This window comes from Arthrobacter sp. MYb221, assembly GCF_002979835.1.
Classification (GTDB): Bacteria; Actinomycetota; Actinomycetes; order Actinomycetales; family Micrococcaceae; genus Glutamicibacter.
On record NZ_PCPW01000001.1, the window covers coordinates 274,703 to 290,630 of the forward strand.

General features: G+C 57.4%; 12 protein-coding genes, 2 tRNA genes and 1 pseudogene. 6 read left to right on the plus strand and 9 right to left on the minus strand.

From position 1 onward, the window contains the following. Window positions 1–26: 26 nt before the first annotated feature. The 4 genes from CQ015_RS01350 to mptB (CQ015_RS01365) form a co-directional block, all read right to left on the minus strand. Complete coding sequence (locus CQ015_RS01350) at window positions 27–794, minus strand: DUF2637 domain-containing protein (RefSeq protein WP_096288785.1); 768 nt, start codon at window positions 792–794, stop codon at window positions 27–29. A 130-nt stretch (window positions 795–924) separates the two neighbouring features. Further along, window positions 925–2,025: a VanZ family protein gene (locus tag CQ015_RS01355; RefSeq protein WP_096288787.1), complete on the minus strand. Its 1,101-nt coding sequence runs from the start codon at window positions 2,023–2,025 to the stop codon at window positions 925–927. Window positions 2,026–2,082: 57 nt separating this feature from the next. Next, entirely contained in the window at window positions 2,083–3,597 is a 1,515-nt protein-coding gene (gene mptB, locus CQ015_RS01360) for a polyprenol phosphomannose-dependent alpha 1,6 mannosyltransferase MptB (protein WP_105552065.1), read from the minus strand. Then, window positions 3,597–5,126, minus strand: coding sequence for a polyprenol phosphomannose-dependent alpha 1,6 mannosyltransferase MptB (gene mptB / locus CQ015_RS01365; protein ID WP_255248528.1), 1,530 nt, complete (start codon window positions 5,124–5,126; stop codon window positions 3,597–3,599). The genes mptB (CQ015_RS01360) and mptB (CQ015_RS01365) overlap by 1 nt, the downstream gene beginning before the upstream one ends. 208 nt (window positions 5,127–5,334) lie before the next feature. Between mptB (CQ015_RS01365) and orn the strand changes: the two genes are divergently transcribed. The 5 genes from orn to def all read left to right on the plus strand — a co-directional run bounded on the left by orn (window position 5,335) and on the right by def (window position 10,591). Beyond that, complete coding sequence (gene orn / locus CQ015_RS01370) at window positions 5,335–5,949, plus strand: oligoribonuclease (RefSeq protein ID WP_105552064.1); 615 nt, start codon at window positions 5,335–5,337, stop codon at window positions 5,947–5,949. Window positions 5,950–6,107: 158 nt separating this feature from the next. Beyond that, a tRNA-His gene (locus CQ015_RS01375) sits at window positions 6,108–6,183 on the plus strand. A gap of 183 nt (window positions 6,184–6,366) precedes the next feature. Then, window positions 6,367–6,442 (plus strand) — tRNA-His (locus CQ015_RS01380). Between the two features lie 286 nt (window positions 6,443–6,728). Continuing rightward, window positions 6,729–9,404 carry a helix-turn-helix transcriptional regulator gene (locus CQ015_RS01385; RefSeq protein WP_146113992.1) on the plus strand — a complete coding sequence of 892 codons (2,676 nt, stop codon included), beginning with the start codon at window positions 6,729–6,731 and terminating at the stop codon, window positions 9,402–9,404. A 614-nt stretch (window positions 9,405–10,018) separates the two neighbouring features. Then, window positions 10,019–10,591, plus strand: coding sequence for a peptide deformylase (def, locus tag CQ015_RS01390; protein ID WP_105552062.1), 573 nt, complete (start codon window positions 10,019–10,021; stop codon window positions 10,589–10,591). Here def and CQ015_RS01395 read toward each other — a convergent pair. The 3 genes from CQ015_RS01395 to CQ015_RS19190 form a co-directional block, all read right to left on the minus strand. Beyond that, window positions 10,588–11,649: a winged helix DNA-binding domain-containing protein gene (locus CQ015_RS01395; RefSeq protein WP_181150323.1), complete on the minus strand. Its 1,062-nt coding sequence runs from the start codon at window positions 11,647–11,649 to the stop codon at window positions 10,588–10,590. The genes def and CQ015_RS01395 overlap by 4 nt on opposite strands. 103 nt (window positions 11,650–11,752) lie before the next feature. Further along, on the minus strand, window positions 11,753–11,875 hold the full coding sequence (locus CQ015_RS19185; RefSeq protein ID WP_258133434.1) for a hypothetical protein: 123 nt from the start codon (window positions 11,873–11,875) through the stop codon (window positions 11,753–11,755). A gap of 9 nt (window positions 11,876–11,884) precedes the next feature. Next, window positions 11,885–12,010 carry a hypothetical protein gene (locus CQ015_RS19190; RefSeq protein WP_258133433.1) on the minus strand — a complete coding sequence of 42 codons (126 nt, stop codon included), beginning with the start codon at window positions 12,008–12,010 and terminating at the stop codon, window positions 11,885–11,887. 176 nt (window positions 12,011–12,186) lie between these two features. Here CQ015_RS19190 and CQ015_RS01400 point away from each other — a divergent pair. Continuing rightward, window positions 12,187–12,674: pseudogene (locus CQ015_RS01400) on the plus strand (IS3 family transposase); the annotation flags it as partial. A gap of 118 nt (window positions 12,675–12,792) precedes the next feature. On the opposite strand, the gene CQ015_RS19550 reads toward CQ015_RS01400, so the two are convergent. Further along, complete coding sequence (locus CQ015_RS19550) at window positions 12,793–14,046, minus strand: iron-containing alcohol dehydrogenase (RefSeq protein WP_105552060.1); 1,254 nt, start codon at window positions 14,044–14,046, stop codon at window positions 12,793–12,795. A gap of 253 nt (window positions 14,047–14,299) precedes the next feature. Continuing rightward, window positions 14,300–15,514 carry a hypothetical protein gene (locus tag CQ015_RS18650; RefSeq protein WP_146113993.1) on the minus strand — a complete coding sequence of 405 codons (1,215 nt, stop codon included), beginning with the start codon at window positions 15,512–15,514 and terminating at the stop codon, window positions 14,300–14,302. Between the last annotated feature and the right edge of the window lie 414 nt (window positions 15,515–15,928).

Here is a 15,928-nt window from a genome sequence, read left to right on the forward strand (position 1 = left end):
CGTGTGCTGCTAAACGGGTGGAAGCCTTAGGCCTGCGGACGCGAAAGCCGTTTGGCCATATCCTCGTACAATGGCGCCTTGTCATCGTTCTTCGGCTTGGCCGCGGTGGCTGGTGCGCTGGCCGCCGGAGCCTGCTTCAGCGGGGTGACTTTTTCGGCACGCGACTGGGCAATCGCCTCGGCACGGGCCCTGGCGATGGCATCCTGGTGATCCTGCTCCAGCTGGGCTACGCGTTCGGCTTCAGCCTGCTGCGAGTCGGTCAGCGCGGCGTTGTAACCGTCATCGTAGGCGACGCCGTACTTCTCGGCGTTGGCCGCATCTTCATCGTATTCGTATTCGGCGCGAAGCTTCGAGGCTTCGGACTTCTTCTGGTACATGTGTACGGTCAGGTGGGTGATGGCCAGCAGCACGATTGGCGGCATGGCGGCGACAAGCGCCGAGACCAGCGGTGGCACGCCGTTGACGATCGAGTCCACGGTAAGGATCGCGTGGGTGGAGTTGGCCGCCGTGGACACGATGGCGCCGAAGAACAGCAGCGACCACGGGTAAATCATTGCCTTGCGGTTGAACCCGTTCAGTGCCACGATCGCAACCGTAGCGGCCACGATCATACCGTCGATGATAATTGGCCAGATCCAGGCCAGGCTTGAGTCGATGCCGGAGCGTTCAGCGAGGTCGGTCAGGGCCGCAAAAGATAGGACGAATGCACCGATCGCGATCAAGACCGTGGCACCCACGGCGGTTCCTAGGACGGCGCGGTGAGGCTCGCGCGGAATTTCTGGCTTGTTATCCATGCTGCGGGGCAGACCTTACTTTCGAGAAATGAATAGGAACGTCAACAAAGCGAATGTAGTTACCAGCGGTATCGGGCACCGGCTCCGGAACTATTTTAGCCTCATCGGCTGGGCGTTGTGCGGTGCGCGCTTAGCGCATTCGGCGATCGACAAATCTGGTGCCGGTGATCCGCCCGGCCAAACCCTGGCCGGAACGATCAAAGAGCAAGAAGAGCGAGCTGAGCACCACGTAGCCCAGGACTAACAAACTCAGCCAGGCCCAGGGGCTGACCGCCCAGATGCTGTCGGCGATTTGGAAGGCGAAGGAAATTCCGCCGAGCCCCAAAAGGCTGCGCAGCAAGGCTTGCCACGCGGAGGCTTCGCGCCGCTGCTTTCCGGCGATACGGATCCAGGCGCAACGCTGACCCAGGCTTGCGCGTCCCGGCGCGAGGGTGGGGAGCAGGAAGACCAGCAGCACGGAGATGGAAGGAATCCACCGCTCGGTCAGGTTGTAGGAGGCCTGCGGTGCGCCCAGTTTTTCGGCGATTTCCAGGACAAAGGTGGTGAGCATGACCAGCGCCAGCACAAAAGCTATATCGAAGGCGTTGGCCATAAAACGGCGCAGCCGGGTGACCTCGCGCGGCGCGGCATTCGCAGCGCTCGATTCGCGGGGTCCGGTCAGCCAGCTGAAGATAGGCAGGTATGCCACGATCGAACCGATCAGGGCGCCGAGGGTGTTGGTCAGCACATCGTCCACGTCCGCCACGCGGTAGGCGCAGGTGTAGAGCCCCCAGATGCCGGTGTACTGGGTCAGCTCGATTGCTAGGCTCGCGGTGAGTCCGATGAGCGTGCCGAGGAAGATGTTGCCGCGCAGCCAGCGAACCGCCAGAATACCCAAGGGCATGAACAAGATCACATTGAATAAGACCTGCCACAGCGTGAAACTCGTCAAAAAGTGACGCATGCCCAGTTCGTAGGACAGCGCGAAGTCGTTGAGAAAGTTCAATGGATTTAGTTGCGGGATGGCCACCCCGGGCCGGCAGAATGCGGTACGTGTTTCGGGCAGCGGAAGCATCGTGTAGCTGAATAATCCAAAACCATAAATCACCGCGGCGCCGGTGGTCAGCGTGCGCCGCCACGATAAGCGACCGTGGCGGTGGTACTGGATTGCGAGCAGGAAGATACCGGCGGCGCCAAGGAACAGAGCAGCGCCGAGCATGGCTATCGTTGCGGGCCAGAACATCGTTTGCATATTTCTATCTAAGCGGAGAAAGATACCAAGAAGCTGGGATGCCAGGTGTGAGCTTCGTTAACGCCCGGTGGGAGATTCCGGGATGGTGGCAGGACCGGTGTTTCCGCTGAGCACGGTGCGCGTCTTTGGATCGAATCGGAAAAGCCCGGCGATCAGTCCCACCGCGATCACCGCCGCCAGGACCCGCATCAGCCAGACGATATGCCACTGTTCGATGGATAGCTGGTCGACGAATACCACCAGCAGGATCAAGCTGGACAGGTAGATCATGAGCTTCTCCGAAGACCACGAGACTCGGTGCGAGATCGCGAAAAGGGCGATCATCCACAAGATGTACCAGGGCTGGATGATCGGGGCGAGCAAAACCACCGCGGACAGCGCCCAGGCGGCCAAGCGGACGGGCCGAGAAATATCCTTCGCCAAGGCGAGCCGGGCGACGATCAGCAGGGAGAAGGCCTGAAAGAGTGTCACCACGATCGACTGAGTCAGCGCTACCGGTCCACCGAGGAGCCCTACGAGATTGCCGAAGGACCAGCCGATCAGTCCCACCGGGGCGTAGGGGAATGCCGCGTCGCCGGCGGTGAACATCGCCGGAAGCCAGCCGAACCAGAGGTTGGTCACCGCGCCGATCACCGAAAGCCAGGCGAGGCAATAGCAGGAAACCTTCAGCCAGACGACGCAGCGCGCACGCAGCCGGTGGTTCTGACCGAGCAGGATCAACCCGATGAAGGGCAGGACCAGCAGCACGATTGGTTTGACGGAAACCGCGATGGCCAGCGCAAAGGTCGATGCGATGGCGCGGCGGTCATAGGCCAGGGCGAAGGCGCTGAACACTCCGGCGATCATCAACGCATCGTTGTGCGCGCCACCGATCATGGTCAGCAAAAACAGTGGGTTGCCCACGATGGCCCAGTTGGACCAGTTCGGGTTCTGCCCCATTTTTTGGGCGAGTTTCGCGGTGAAATGGAAACAGCCAATGACCCCGAGCAGCGCGACGACGCGCAGCAAACCCACACCGATCTCCGGCACGCCGTTGGAGACGAAGTAGATGATGCGCGATAAGACCAGGAAAAAGGGCCCATATGGCGAGGGCGACTGAGCCCAGAGCCCATCGGATCCGCCATCGAACCAGCCAGGAAGTGCAGAAATACCCTCATGGTAGGGCGATTTGTCCGCGTGCAGCATCCGCCCTTGGGCCAAATATGAATAGACATCACGGCTGAGGATGGGAAAGCTGAACATCAGCGGCGCGGACCACATGGCGATCAACTTGCCCAACTGCCTTGGGTGGATCGTATCTGCGGTTTCGACTAGCGGCCGAGCCAAGATCCAAGATCGAGTCAGCCACGCCAGCCCCAGCGCCATCAGGATAATGCAGCTAATCACGCCCCATACTTCGGTGCGGAATTCGATAAAGAAGCCGCTGCGTGCCAGCGGGGAGAGCTGGCTGCGGGGAAACCAGCCGATCCCCCACGAAGCCACGGTGATCAACGCCGAGGCGGCGAATCCCTGCCACCCCAGGGTTCTCAGCGGCGTGGCATGCCGCTCATAATTTCGCACTTGCACGCTCACTAGGCTTTCTTTTTCTTCTTCAGCCAGTTGGTGGAGCTAAGCAATTCGGGGCAGATCGTTTTAGTCTTCGGATCAAGGAAGACCAGGTACAAGGCGCAGATAATCGAAATGCTCCAAGAGATCAGTTGAACTCGGGGCACCAGGCTCTCTTGCAGGAACTGCCAGACGAAAATCTGGTCCGCGGCCTGATAAGCCAAGAAGAAGATCGTGGTCAGATGCAGCCAGAGCATCTGCCAGTCGTCACGCAGTCCCGTGACGGCGAAGAACGGCAGCAACCACAGCAGGTACCACGGTTGGATCACCGGGGATAGCACGACGATCCCCGCATAGGCGATGCCCATGCGCTGGACCAGATGCGAGTATTTGCCACGGAACATCAGCATGATGGCCAGGCCCACGGCGAGCAGCTGGCCACCGGTCTTCACCACGGGAAGCACCCAGCCCGATTCCAGACCGAAGGAATTGAAGATGCCAGAAAGTCCGACGGTGAGCATGCCCAGTGGCGCGATGATGGACACACCGACGCCCTTGTAGTTCAGCAGCACGTCGAGCCAGCCGAACCAATAGCCGTTCATCCAACCAACGAGCGTCATGAGCGCCAGGAAAATCGATCCGGAGTAGGCCCAGTACAAAATACGCCGGGGCCAGCTGGCCATCGGCCCGGCCCAGAGCAAGCCGATAAATGGCAGCAGCACCAGGGTGATTGGCTTGACGCCGATGGAGGCGGCGAGCACCACGATGGCCCAGAATCCGTGGCGCTTGCAGGCGAGGTAGACGGCCCAGACCGACAGTCCGGTCATCAGCGCATCGTTGTGCGCGCTGGCCACAAAGTTCACCAGGAACAACGGATTGGCCACCGTCATCCAGGCCGCCTTGGCACCCGAGACGGAATGCAATTCGGCCAGTTTGGGAACGTAGCGCAGGCAGAGCAGTACGCCGATGAGCGCAATCCCGCGGAAGGCGAGAACTGCCGCATCGGTGGATCCACCCACGATGTTGACCACGATGTATTCAATGGTCAGAAAGAGCGGGCCGTAGGGAGTGCCGTCCTGTGCCCACATCGTGTCGGCTCCCAGCTGGAACCAATTGTTCAAGCTGGAGATGCCGTCGACGTAGGGGTCCTGCCCCGCGTCGACGAGTCTGCCTTGGCCAATATATGCGAAGACGTCGCGACTCATAATCGGCAACGCGATGAGCATCGGAATACTCCACAGCCAGACCGCGCGGCGCACGATCTTCAGCGAACCCGCGTCCCAGCCCTTGAGCTTCTGCCCCAACCGCCACCAGGCGCGAAACAGCAGCCAGCAACCGAGCGCCAGCAAGATCACGCTGATGGTCACACCGGTGGCTTCGGTGCGGACCATGATGAAGAACGGATCACGGTTAAGCGGTGAAACGCTGGCAAGCCAGCCCGTTCCGAAGGACCCGAAGAGGATCATGGACGAACCGACGATGCCGCTGAGCAACGTCTTATTGACACCAGGGTATGGCTGGGATTCCAGCACTTCTGGTTTGCTAGCGGACACCATGACACCTCGTGCTGGATCGGACAAAAAGTTCGTTTAAAAAAATCGACGCCAAGTCCGGGAAATCATTGGAGAGCCCATAATTCAACGTCCGGAAATCTCAGATGATTTTAGCATTGAGCAAGACCGGGGTTCAGGTGTGACACCAGCATCCACCAAGCTTTCGCCCCGTGCGCTCCCCCACACCGCGCACAACGGGTAGATTGGTCACGTGTCTAGTAACTCAGAAAAAATTGTATGGATCGACTGCGAGATGACCGGCTTGGACCTGGCCAACGATGCGTTGATCGAAGTAGCTGTGCTGATCACCGATTCGGAACTGAATATCGCCGATGAGGGCATCCAGGTGGTGATCAAGCCAGCGGATGCCGCGCTGGCTCAGATGGATGACTTCGTGCGCAATATGCATCAGGTCTCCGGACTCCTGGAAGAGCTCGATGGCGGAATGCAGATGGATCAAGCCCAACGCCTGGTCATGGAATACATCCGCAAGCATGTTCCAGAACCCAACAAGGCTTTATTGGGCGGTAACTCGGTCGGGACCGATAAGAACTTCCTGGCACGCGATATGCCAGAAATTATCGAGCACCTGCATTACCGAATCATCGATGTATCCACCTTGAAGGAACTGAGCAGGCGTTGGTACACCAAGGCTCATTACGCAGCTCCGGCCAAAACCGGCAACCATCGCGCACTCGGTGACATTCAGGACTCGATCGATGAACTGCGCTATTACCGGGCTGCGATCATGGTCCCCGCACCGGGGCCGAGCACCGATCAAGCGCGCAAGATCGCTTCACAACTCTCCCCGGCAGCCGAAAAGTAACGACTAGTCAGGGCCCTAAAAAGCGGGTGATGCACAACACAGCACAATAGGGCCCTTTCGAGTTGGCACTCACCCCCCGGGTGCGTGTATAGTATTTCTCGTTGCCAGATACGAAGCCGGGACGCAAAAGCGAACTGACTAGTAACGAAGCAATTATGGTGGGTATAGCTCAGTTGGTAGAGCGTCTGGTTGTGGTCCAGAAGGTCGCGGGTTCAAGCCCCGTTACTCACCCCAGACAAACGGTCTGATCCAAAACGAAAGTTACGGATCAGGCCGTTTTTTCGTAATCGCTGGACTCCCCCCGCTCAAACTATCCTCCGATTGTAATTTTCGGACCGGATGCGTGTATAGTATTTCTCGTTGCTTGAAATCAGTTCGAGCGTCTCTGACGTTCCGACTAGTAGCTAAGTAAACATGGTGGGTATAGCTCAGTTGGTAGAGCGTCTGGTTGTGGTCCAGAAGGTCGCGGGTTCAAGCCCCGTTACTCACCCCAGATTATCGGTCTGATCCAAAACGAAAGTTACGGATCAGGCCGATTTTGTTTTTCTTTTTAAACTGCTGCACGCCACTCGCGGCACCGCTTGCAAATTTCCCCATAATTCCACACGCAAAGTTTAATATCCACTGGAATTAGCCCTGGTCCACTGCAATAGTAAATTGATGCGAGCAACGCATGCGTAGAGTATTCCAGTCAAGCGCCTGCTGTACAGCGCGATCTCTACCTGTATTAGGAACTTCGCTACTTGACCGGCCACGGAGCGAAGTACACACTGGTGCCTATGGCTGGTCTCCGCAGCGCACTACCGACGGTGCTTCCCTCGCTCCAAAGCAGTTTTCGGGAAGCCCGCTCGGCAACAGCGCAAGGAGCCGCGATATTTGTGGTTGGCCAGCAGGGAACCGGGCGTACGACGCTTGCCCGTCAAATCCTCTCGGGTACCGAGGAGAAGTTGTATTGGCTCACCGCGGCGAAGGCTCTTGAGCTTGTTCCTTTCGCACTGCTAACAACTCTCTGCGCGCAGCTGCCGTTGAAGAACGCCGGTTCTACACCGGGTGAAATGATCTCTTCGCTGGTTCAATACACCACGAATGAAAAACTATGCATTCTTCTGGATCAAGCCGAATTCGCCGATGAACAAAGCGCAGCGGTACTGGCCCATCTGTCGGTGACCCGAAGCGTCCAATTGGTCATGGCAACCACTGCCGTCCATGAACTGCCACAGCCGCTGCGGGGCCTCCGCTCCGATTCTCATTCAAAGCGCATCGAGCTCTCCGCACTGACCTTCGAAGACACCGAAGCCATTCTCAAGCATGTGCTCGGCGGCCAGGTCAATTCCGCCACCGTTGAGATGCTGCTAGAGTTTTCCGGCGGCAACGCGCTGCATCTGCGCGAGCTCACCCTTGATGCGCGAACTGCGCGAGCGCTGACGCTGAAGGGCTGCTACTGGACCCTCGACCGGCAATGGAATCCCCAAGGTTCGCGAATTACCGACCTTATTTCGTCGCGACTCAAAGACCAGCCAGAAGAAATCCGCGAGGCCGTAGAACTGCTGTCGGTCACCGGAAGGCTGCCTTATCCGCTGGCACAGCGTTTATTCGGAGACTTGCTATCGAACCTATTGGACTCCCGGCTGGCCAAACTCATTGTGCTTTCCCTGGATGAGGCTACCGGCGAGCGCGACCTAGCGGTTGAGCTGAGTGCGGGGCTATCCGCGCAAAGCGTCTTGAGCACCTTGTCCCCAACGAAGCTTCGCGGTTATCTGCAGCGCGCCGACAGCGCTTTTCCCCGCGAGGTGTTGACTTCGCAAGCGCGCGCACGATTCACCACTCACCGCGTGCAGCTGGGGATCGAGGTTCCGGCGTCCGAGTTGTTCGAAGACGTTGTGGGGTCGGCCGATGCGCGCCGTTTCGCGCAGGTGGTCGCATTGACGGATTCCGTGAGGCACGAATCCTTCACGGACAAGCGGATGCTGGAGAAGCTCTTGGTGCTTCGGGCAGATGCCCTGTATGAACTAGCGAAGTCAGAGGCCGCCCTAGCGGTACTCAAGCCCCTGCTCCGGACCGGCAGTGCCGAGGTACGAGGCGTGGCAGCCAGGATTGCTTTTTCCGGTCTGGCGCGTCCTGACCTAGCTCTGGAAATCATTGAATCGGGACCGCAGGATCCGGTCGAGAGCCGCGCTTTCGGATTGATCCTCCGCGCCCGGGCGCAGCAAATTGTGGACTCCTCCAAGCTTCGTGAATATGCGCGTGATGAGAGGATCTCGCCCGAACTGCGCACCGCTTGCCTAGCTCATGCGATTATCGAAGATTGCTATGCCGGCAGACCGGTTGACGCGCTCGAAGAAGTTTTGGACGTGGTCGCGGACGGCTTCTGGAAAAGCGCCACCCCGGCGGTGCAGTCGGAGATAGTTTTTGCACTACCGGCATTGATGTCGGCCTTGGGCGGCGGCGGTGAGGCGCTGGCTTCAATATTGGGCGACATTGATTTCACGACTCTGGCCTTGAACCCGTCAAATTATTTGACCGGCATCGGCATTGAGTTCTTGGAACAGGGACTGGCCGTTGAGGCCCTTGGGTCTTTTGAGCAGGCGCTCGCCCTCATTTCGGTGTCCGATCCCTATCTGGTTGCCGGGTTTACCTCCTCATTCGCGGCGGCGGCCGCGGTAATGATTGGAGATATCCCCAGGGCTCGTCTCCACTACGATATGGCTCGTTCGGCCCCCGACGTGGCTGGGCAGATCATGCGCCCGCTGGCCCAACGCTACCTACTGCCGGTGATCCTTGAGCTCGAAGGCCGGCAGGCCGCGCTGGAGCATCTGCAGCGGTGCTTGGCCCATGCGGACAAGTTCGGCCGCAAGCTGCTGAGGATGCGCTTGCTTCATGACGCATGGCGACTGGAGCTTTCCGAGGACGAGGCACAGCTCCAAGCTGCCGCTGAACAGGTCCAGGGACCCCTGGCACGGGCAATCGCCGGATACGCGGGGGTTCTGGACTCGCTGAACGAGGAGGGCATTGAGCGGCTTTGCGAAGTGCATGCCTCAGCCGGCCGCCCGCTCTATGCGGCGGAATTTGCTCATCGCACCTCTTCGCGGGCGCGGAATCTTGGTCGGCGAGCGCTCGCGACGCGGTTGCTCGGGCTCTGCGTGGAACTGGCTGCCCCGCTGGCAGCAGTCAACACTCCCTCGCTGGGGCGCGGGCGTATCGTCCGCTCCCTGTTAACCGAACGCGAATACGCAGTCTGCGTGATGGCCGCGCGTGGTAGCAGCAATCAAGAAATCGCCGAGGAGCTATTCCTCTCCCCGCGTACGGTGGAAGGCCACCTACAGCGGTCCTACGCTAAATTAGGCATCACCGATCGTCGCCAGCTGCTTCCGGTCAGTGATTCGGGGGCGGTCTTTGATGAAATCCTCGATGAGGACTTCAAAACGATACCTGTATCCGGGCCAAAGACTACCTAGTGTCCGGTTTGCACTGCTCAACATGGGTTTGCCGCCCTAGACTAGGGCGCGTGGGGATCGAATTATGCATGAGGAATCTTGGGGGATTCAAAATTCGATTCATTGGGGACAAAGCTTTTAGACACTCGCATCAGCAAGAGCGCCTAACAAGCTCTGCGGGAGGCTAGCGCCATGGGGGCGCTAGCCTCTCCCGCTTAACTGCGTTCATTCACACCGCTTTGCTCGAACCAAAAGCATTCGAATATACATTCGAACCCATGTTCGAAACACCTGCTCAGCTTCCGGCGCTTCACGGTCACACCTGTATCCACAGCCGCTTAGCACCTCCTCTATCGCACTGAGGCGCATATCACCTGCGCCCGGTGCGCTACCTGGATTTCACCTTGCGGAGGCATGCCCAGGTACCACCGTGGTGCCGCAACTACGGATATTGACTAGTAAATCAGCGGAAATCCCGCGGAACCGCCCTAAGGCACGAGGGCAGCAGCGCCCGGCGGGCTCCCCGCCAAGGCCACGGGTGAGAAGTTTTGCTGAACCTACGCAGTGGCACAACGCCAATCAGCCGTGAAACTATTGGACAAGCACCCTAAGCACTTTCGAAAGGAACCGATCACGTGCCCATTCGGCAGATCACCGTTTATGGAGAACCCGTACTGCATCAGCGCGCCGCTGAAGTCACCGAGTTTAATGACGAGCTTCGTCAACTCGTTGCCGACATGCATGCCACCATGGACGCGGCGCACGGGGTTGGCCTGGCAGCGCCACAGATCGGCGTTGGCCTGCGCATCTTCACCTACATCTATGCCGATCAGAACAGCGCGCCGGAACGCGGCGTACTGATCAACCCCGTACTGACCCTCTCAAAGGTGTCCCAGGCGAACCCGGATCCGGACGAAGAAGCCGAAGGCTGCCTTTCCGTACCGGGATTGAACTTCCCGCTCAAGCGCGCCGATTACGCCAAGGTTGAAGGCGTGGATGAATTCGGCAAGCCGATCTCCTTCGAAGCCGATGGCTGGTTCGCCCGCATCATGCAGCACGAATTCGATCATCTTGACGGATTCCTGTACGTGGACAAGCTCGTGCCACGCTGGGATAAGCGCTGGCTGAAGGCGAAGAAGGCGCTGGGCTGGGGCGTTCCGGGCGCTACCTGGCTACCTGGGACCGACGAAGACCCTTTCGGACACTAATCCTTCGCCGGTTGCCGGATGGTCCTGAACTCTAGATACCGCTGATGCAGCGCCGCACCGATGGGATCGGCCGGCGCTGCTTTGGCGTTCCAGACCTCTTTTGCTCGCCCTTGTTCGAGCCAGAACGGCAAGAACATTCCGTTCTTTCCGGGAGCGATCTGCCGCTGCATCGCTTCGTCAGCAATCGGTCTCCTGTTGGCATAGGACAGGTAGTACTCATCGAATCCACCCAGCAGCCGCAGTGGAAGGCCGAGGAGGCCTGGTGCTTCCAGGCTCTGCTCGGCACGGGAGCCGGTCACTACCCAATAAGCATCTCCATGCTCGTCGACGCCTACCTGCACAAGGCTCGTGCCGAGCTCGCTTGCCGTTCGCCGCATGGTGGTGAGCGTTTGGCCCGTATACCAAGCGGCGTCGCGCAGGGTCGCCGGACCGTGGGAGCCCAGGTAGCGCAGCAATAGCTCATGCAGCGGATTCTCCGGCTCTTGATGCTCGGTAACCCCGCGCTCTAGCAGCACAAAATCCTGGGCGGCCAGCTTTGCATCGGCCGGAATCGGGCCTAGGCAGATCAGCCCGTGTTGCACCAGCACCATCAGCAAGTGGATCCCGCGCTGCCCGGCGGTGGGCATACCGTGCGAATTCAATTCGGCGAACAGGGCGTCACGGCTGGCGCGACCGTGATCTGCCAGATAGCTGGCAACGACCCCGGCGGCCTGCTCAATGGCGTTGGCATCAATCTCCAATTCGCGCAGCCGTGGCGCGTTCGCACGCAGCGTGCGTTCCTTGGTGCTTTCCATCAGCCACTTGAGGTCTTGCGGCAAGCAGATGTGCAGGGTGCCGCGCATGGCCCAGGAACGTACCAGCTTGCCGGAGCTGAACAGTTCGTCCACCTGCGCCCTGGTCACGCCGATCCCCGCGCGCTGAGCCAGCGCGTAGCGACCGGCAGTGAAATCCTGGGACTGGACAGCCAGCATATGCCCAGCGGCGCTTAGAATCGATTCTGCCGGCTCCAGCAGCAGCTGGCTGGCCATCCTTGCGGGCAATAATAGCTCTGGTCGCATGGTCACAGTCCCCCGGTCTTGGTGCGTTGAGCGTAGCAGAACACAATCTGCATCCTTCGCCCTGAAACCAAAGAACGGCATTAGAACAAAACTTCGAATAGGGTCATTTCTCCGCAGGCACCTGCACGAAAAATGCTTCGCCCTGCGGCTGACATGCGGATACCGCCTCACGCTCGGCCGCATCCAGCTTGCGGTACCCGCCGCTGAACAGCACGTCGTTGCCCACCAGATACTGTTAGTCGGCGATCGCCAGGCCCGGCCAGCCATCGGTGAGCACCTGGGCTGCTTCCGGGAACACCAGCAATGCCGGTGGACCATCATCGCCATCCAGCGCAAAGCATCCGCCCGGACCGACCAGCAACTGCCCCTAGCCTTCGCCTGCCTGCACTCCCTGCGCATCCCCGCTGTGCCCATCGACCAAACACTCCGTGTTTGAAGCATGACTCAAGTTCAACTATGCCGACATCCCTGATACCAAATCCCGCACCTACCAGGGGCATCGCTAGCATCGTCGGCATAGTTTCGAGGTCGGCATAGGATATTACCTACTTGCGAACAGGTGAAGGGTGGCTGCATCTGGCGACGGTGATCGACTTGTATTCACGTCAGATTGTGGGGTGGTCAATGGGTGCGAACATGTAAACCCAGTTGGTCATTGACGCGATGGAGCTTGCCGTATCGCGTGGTTTCATCCAACTCGGGAGCGTATTCCATTCGGGTCGCGGCGCGCAATACACCTCTGACGCTTTCCAAGCTTGGTGTGCTGAGCACGGAGTTCGGCAGTCCATGGGCCGCACGGGCTGTGCTGCGATAACTCCGTCGCCGAGTCGACCTTTTCGACGATCAAGAACGAGATGTACCATCATCGGGCGTTTACGAGCCGGGTTGCGGCGCGGACTGCGGTGATGGAGAACATCGAGGTTTGGTGCAACCGGAAGCGTCCGAATACCGCTATTTGTGGGTTGAGCCCTCAGATGCTGTTTGGTTGGTACCGGGAACAAAATTCCGTGGCTGTTGCGGCCTGAGTGTCATAAGAAAAAATCATAGTTCGTGTCTCGGAAACTTGACCAGCTCAAATTTGCCGAATTCACTCTCTGTGACATCATGACAAAACGTCCGGGAGCTAGCGTTCTTATTTTACTGCTATGCTAGCCTGCCGGGTTGAGGAAGTATACGGCAAAGGTCTTCCTCTAGAAACTTTTTTACTGCACTGGTATCGCCCCAGCCTCCAGCGACCATCACTGGCCCCCACATTCGGAAAGTTTCATCGATTACCTTGTCAATGGTGTCCGAGGATAGGGATTGTTGGGCAAATCCGATTTCAGCGTATGTGGCGTTGAGGAAATCTAGGGCAACTTCTTCGACGTCTACGTCAGGTTTCAGAGGGTGGACTAAGGCGCTTCGGAACCGGCTACGAAGTGGATCTACTGTTCGAGTCCTTATTGCGAGGACAGCTCGAAACCCACCTAAAGTGAGAGTTCGTTTCGGCAGTGACAATGACGAAGCTAGCGAGTTTTGGATGCACCACCATGGGTGGGTACTGGGCGTCCAACCGGAGGTCCGTCGTGGATCGAGGCTGGCCATGCTGAGCTCATCGATGCGAAAACGGTCGGCAGGTGTCAGGTTACCCCTGGATTGTATTGTGGACCAACCAGCCAGAACTATATCGTCAATTAGGCTCGTAAGTAGCACTCTCTGGTCTTCAGAGCACCGTTGAGTGACGAGATAGGGGCCGAGTGCGCGGAAAAGGATTTCGCACAATGCCTCTAGCACGGCGCGTATCCCGATACCAGCCCACAACTCCGAGTTGACGGCGACATAGTCTGGAATGAGACCTTCGCCAGTCGCCATGTGTTGAGACTCTCCGGCGGAAATTGCAAGGGTTATTCGCGGTGCTAGTTGAGCTGCCGTTCCTGGTCTTGTAGATACGGCCAACAACATTGGTGAACCGATACCACGTTCGCGATTTCGGACAGTAGGCAGGAGACCCGAACTGGATCTCCATACTGCGTTGTCCAGAAGCCATGGTTGGTCTAGAGCAGCGACAGCTGTCTTTGCCGCGTCCAGCACGGCACCTCCGCCTATTGCCACACAAATGGAACCATTTACGGTACGTAGCGCATCACGAATCTCTCGTGCCCAGCTTAGGGTTGCCCTTGTGGTTTCTGGAAGGATGATTGTACGTACCACCTCGATTTCTCGACCAACCATTGCGATACTGGCGGACACACTTGCCAATGTCGATACACCAGTATCTGTCACAATTATCGCCTGTGTCACGAGATGCCGCCGAACGGCTTCAACACAGAGATCTGTCACTGAATCTTGCCCTGTGGCAATGAGTGCGCCGGTTGAAAAAACCGCATGCGAGGCATTTGAGTTACCGATGGAAGACATTAGAATTTCTCTTCATCTGTCTTTTGTACTCCATTCCGGAGATGCTTCGTAGCCTCCCAAGAGAAAACAATTGCCAGGAGGATTGGGATAACGGAGGTCACTCCAAACCCCTCGGTGAAAAATGCGTGGAGGCTCACCCCGATAGCGAACGCAGATATAATGTACAAGAACGCAGAGCGTCTTTTGCGGTAAGGCATTTTTGCACCTTTTCTTATTTGGATTCTGTCTTCGTAGACAAAATTTAGAATCGGGTTTAAGTCTGTCCGCCGCATCCTACGCAAGCATTGGACGCGGACCCGCAACATGACTCCAGTGCTGACCAGCCGCACTGCCCTGCAACACAGAGCAATACCGCCGTGACACTACCAATGACAAAGGGAATGCAACCAAGACATAAACCCGCATCTCTGGCGCAGCTAAGCGTCAATTCCCAATTGCAAACGCTCTGTAGTCGCTTGCGACTATTGTCTCCGGGCGCGCCAGCACACCCTCCGCAGGGGTCACTCGCTAGCGACGAGATATCCTTTACGCTGATCTCGCGTGGCACGGAACCGTTGATGCTCTGTGTAATCATATTGAGTTTGTCGGGAGCAACGTCTAGACGGCGGACAATGGAGAATACTCCATCGATCGGTTTCTCCATCCTCCTCGAAACAAGCATCGTTTTATTTTCATGATTGTAGATTGCGACTGCAGACTCAATGACACCATTCGAATAGGTCACTTTGGTAGCTTGAACTTCAGAGACGTTGCCGTCGGGCGCATGTTCTCCCGTAGACTCTGAAACCTCTCGGAATGTATCTGAAGGAACTTCCATCAGCGTCGCTGCTTTCTTGGCGCGTTCTCCCAATGAATCGCTTGATATTACATTCGAAGCATCGGGAGCTGACAGGTGAGCCCTCAGCTCGTCGTACATATCACTTCCGTGCAGTACTCGAACGCGTTCAACGGTCATATCCTGATTTAGATCCCCAGAAACAGCAGTCGCTGGGTTGGTGCGACCCATCAGTACAGTCATTCCAGCGACAACTGCAGATCCCCACAAGAATGCCCTACGATTGAGGGAAGTTTTTAAAGGACCGCCGTTCGGTGAGGACTCTGCGAGTTGATCGCTACCCAGTGTGCTCAGAACCTTCAGAGACCTTTTTCCGCCAAGCGCCGCCGCGAGAGGAGGTCCGATTTGCCAACCAACGTAAGCATTTTCTCGATCTTCAGAAACGCGTACTAGTGTAGGTGCCCATTTGGCATCTTCACCCAAAAGGTCTTTACGCCACTGACGCATTCTTGGAGATGAGAGGGGGATCAACGAAAGCTCGCCACCCACCTCATCTTCTATGCGCGTTGCGATCATTGAACACTTTGAGCAGTTTGCGTCATATCCGAGGTACAACTCAAATGTCTTAGCTTTGTTTGTCTTGTTTCTGGATTCCTTTGAAATGGCGAGTATCGTCGAAACCTTCGCGGTCAACTCAATCTATCAACTGGTGCGATAAAATTCTCCGTTAATTCTCTGAGCACTTTGGCTCTAGTCCATTCCGGTCCGATCATAAAAATATGGGTCCATTGCCATAGTCCTATTTATTCTCGCTAACCAAGTTTACAAGTTTTCATTGGCAAAGAATTACACAGGCTATCTATTAGCTTTATGAAATATGCTCACTCGACTTCCTGATTTATGGCAACACTACTCGTTCGAGAAGACCAGCACAAGCATTAGTGGGCCAAATTCTTTGCAGTTAATCCAGAAGATACTGCAACCAAGCTATCTAGGGGTCAGCGGAATACCCACTGGACTCGAAGTCTTTTCCCTGCAATAAATAACTAGCGCTGTTGCCGGACGGCCGAGGAGAACAAAAGTGCGGGCCAAGGCGTGGCTGTTAAA

Bases quoted from the DNA above. Each gene is read 5' to 3' on its own strand.
- CQ015_RS01350 (WP_096288785.1), bottom strand. From the start codon at position 794: ATGGATAACAAGCCAGAAATTCCGCGCGAGCCTCACCGCGCCGTCCTA.
- mptB (WP_255248528.1), bottom strand. From the start codon at position 5,126: ATGGTGTCCGCTAGCAAACCAGAAGTGCTGGAATCCCAGCCATACCCT.
- CQ015_RS01355 (WP_096288787.1), bottom strand. From the start codon at position 2,025: ATGCAAACGATGTTCTGGCCCGCAACGATAGCCATGCTCGGCGCTGCT.
- CQ015_RS01395 (WP_181150323.1), bottom strand. From the start codon at position 11,649: ATGCGACCAGAGCTATTATTGCCCGCAAGGATGGCCAGCCAGCTGCTG.
- CQ015_RS01385 (WP_146113992.1), top strand. From the start codon at position 6,729: ATGGCTGGTCTCCGCAGCGCACTACCGACGGTGCTTCCCTCGCTCCAA.
- CQ015_RS19550 (WP_105552060.1), bottom strand. From the start codon at position 14,046: ATGTCTTCCATCGGTAACTCAAATGCCTCGCATGCGGTTTTTTCAACC.